This window comes from Thalassolituus sp. UBA2009, assembly GCF_002335285.1.
Lineage (GTDB): Bacteria > Pseudomonadota > Gammaproteobacteria > Pseudomonadales > Oceanobacteraceae > Venatoribacter > Venatoribacter alkanivorans.
Genome location: NZ_DDCJ01000023.1, coordinates 35,406 through 38,146, shown reverse-complemented (window position 1 = coordinate 38,146; position 2,741 = coordinate 35,406). Strand labels below are relative to the sequence as shown.

Annotated in this window: 1 protein-coding gene; it reads right to left on the bottom strand. The window is 52.0% G+C overall.

Features of this window, described 5'->3' with window-relative positions:
- Positions 1 to 121 precede the first annotated feature (121 nt).
- On the bottom strand, positions 122 to 2,741 hold a 2,620-nt coding region (locus B3P58_RS02905), incomplete at its 5' end, for an efflux RND transporter permease subunit (RefSeq protein WP_286716014.1).

Genomic DNA, 2,741 nt, shown 5'->3' with positions numbered 1-2,741 from the left:
CGGGATTTTCTGTAAGTTCTTTCTCTGAGTACCTGCTGTAAATCCTCAAACGCAAAGCACAGGCTTCAGCTCTGTGCTTTGCGTTTTCCCACAAGTATCTCCCGTCATTCTTTTTTATCTGTCATCCTGCCTGTGCCGCAGTGGAGGCTTCTTTTGCATTTGGTTGCTTAAACACCGCGCATAATGCCGGTACCAGCAGCAGGCTGATGATGGTTGCGAACAGTACGCCGAACCCTAAAGAGGCCGCCATAGGTATCAGCAATTTTGCCTGAATGCTGGTTTCACTCAGTAAGGGTAATACTCCGGCAAAGGTTGTCAGTGAGGTCAGAAGAATCGGCCGGAAGCGGCTGCTGCAAGCCTGTAATAATGCTTCTGCTATTGGCAGATTTTTCGCTTTTAACTGATTAAGCCGGTCGATCAGCACCAGATTATCGTTTACCACCACACCGCTGACGGCGACCATGCCGACATACGACCACAGGGTCAGGTCGAGCCCCAGTATCAGGTGTCCGACGACCGCACCGAGTAAACCAAAAGGAATGGCAAACAGCACCAGTAACGGCTGGGCATAAGATGCAAAGAGTACGGCCATCAGCAGATACATCACGATAATGGCGAGCAGATAATACTGCGCCAGTAAGTCGAGAAAAAACTGTACCGCGCGCTGATAACCGCCCACGTCCCAGCGCACACCGGGTAGGTCGTGCAGCAGGTTTTGTACGGCGCCCTGCTGCAGGGTCTTTTTAATTCTCTCGGCATTATTCTGGCTGGGGTCAACATAGGCTGACACCATAACCACAGGTTCACGCATAAAATGGCGGATATAAGGGTTAACCGCCTGCTGGCTGTGTGTGGCTATATATTTCAGCGCGACCATCTGGCCGGGTGCGGTTTCGACCGGCAGGTTATCCAGATACCAGGCGGATGCACGTTCTTCTGCATTCAGACTGGTGCGTACTTCCACTTCGTCATCGTTGTCGTAAAAACGCTGAATAGTGGTGCCATAGAACGCCTGATTAACCTGTTGCAGAACCGGGCCGCGGTTGATGCCTGCGGCAATGGCTTCGTCGGTTAAGCGGATATCCAGTTGCTGGGCATTGTTATCCGGCTGACGCTGCAGGCTGTAAATACCGGAGAAGCGCTGCAGATAATCACTCAGGCGTTGTGCTGCAGTATTTAATGCCTGCTGATCGCTGCCGGAAAATTCAATCTGAATATCGGCCTTGGAAGGGTTTACCGTGGCGCTGTATTCCACGTTATCGACACCGGTTATGGCACCGCTTTCAGCCCGCCACCAACGGATCATATCCTGGCCACTGAAAGCCCGGCTGTTTGCCGCCGGTAATTCCAGCATTATCTGCCCGGTATGGTCTGCACGGGCATAGACTTTCTGGTTGGATGGCAGGGTATTGGGCGCGACCACCTGATAAATCCGACGGATCATTTCACCTTCGGCATAACCCGCGCTGGTTTCGACTTTACGGGCGGCAACCGCGAGCTTCTGCAGTGCCTTTTGGGTTGCCTCGCGTGGCGATCCTTGCGGAAAAGTAACTTTGGCTGTGACGACATTGCCTTCTATTTCGGAAAATAATGCCGATTTAATCCAGCCCTGACTAATCAGTAATAACGTCAGTATAAAAGCGGCGGTAAAGGTAGCTATAACCGGGTAAGGGTTGTGCACAATCCGCCGTAGCAGAGGCAGATAATAATGTCCGACAACCTGTTGTAAAAAGCGGCTGAAGTATTGCTGCAGGCGATGGGGCTTTGTCGCATTGGCAGGCGTATGGCTGAGATGCGCGGGCAGAATACAGAGCGACTCAAATAACGAAAATAACAGTGTGGTAATAACCACAATGGGGACTGCTTTTATCAGCATGCCTTCAGGGCCGGGGAGAAACAGCAGCGGCATAAAAGCAACCAGCGTGGTAATCACCGAAAATAATACCGGCTTATAAACATCCAGTGTACCGGACAACGCTGCCTGTGTGCCATGCTCGCCAAGTTCCTGGCGGGCGAAAACAGCTTCGCCGACAACGACGGCATCATCAACGACAATGCCGAGCACCAGAATAAAAGCAAACAACGAGATAAAATTAACCGATGTTGATGTCAGTGGCAGAACAAACAGAGTGCCAATAAAAGAGACCAGAATACCCATGCTGACCCAGAACGACAGTCGTGCATTCAGAAATAACAACAGCACAATAAATAACAGCAATAAACCGCTGAGGGCATTGTCCAGCAGCAGGTTTAAACGCTCGCTGAAATTAACCGCTTCGTCCTGCCAGACGTAGTAGCTGATATTGGCACTGGCCGGGTGTTGTTGCAGATAGGTATTTACCGCCGCCGATATGGCGGTAATGTCATCGTTACCGCTGCGGTAAATATCCAGCGCCAGAGCGGGTTTGCCATTCAGCAGCGCCAGTGCTGTGGCATCGGTACGGGTATCCTGAATGCTGGCAACATCGGCCAGGCGCAGTCGGTTACCGGCGCCATCGCTGGCAATCAATAAGTGCTCATAATCACTGGCAGAACGGAAATCACGGTCATTACCAATCAGTATGTCACCGTCGCCGGTTTCCAGCAGGCCTCCGGCTGCCGGTGCTGCCTGTTGGATCAGCTGGCGGTTGATCTGTTGCAGCTGCAGTGGGTAGCGGTAAAGGTCGGCCAGCGAAAACTGAATGCGTATTTCGGGCTTTTCCCTGTCCTGAATTTCCGCTGTTGAAACGGCGGGTAAGGCC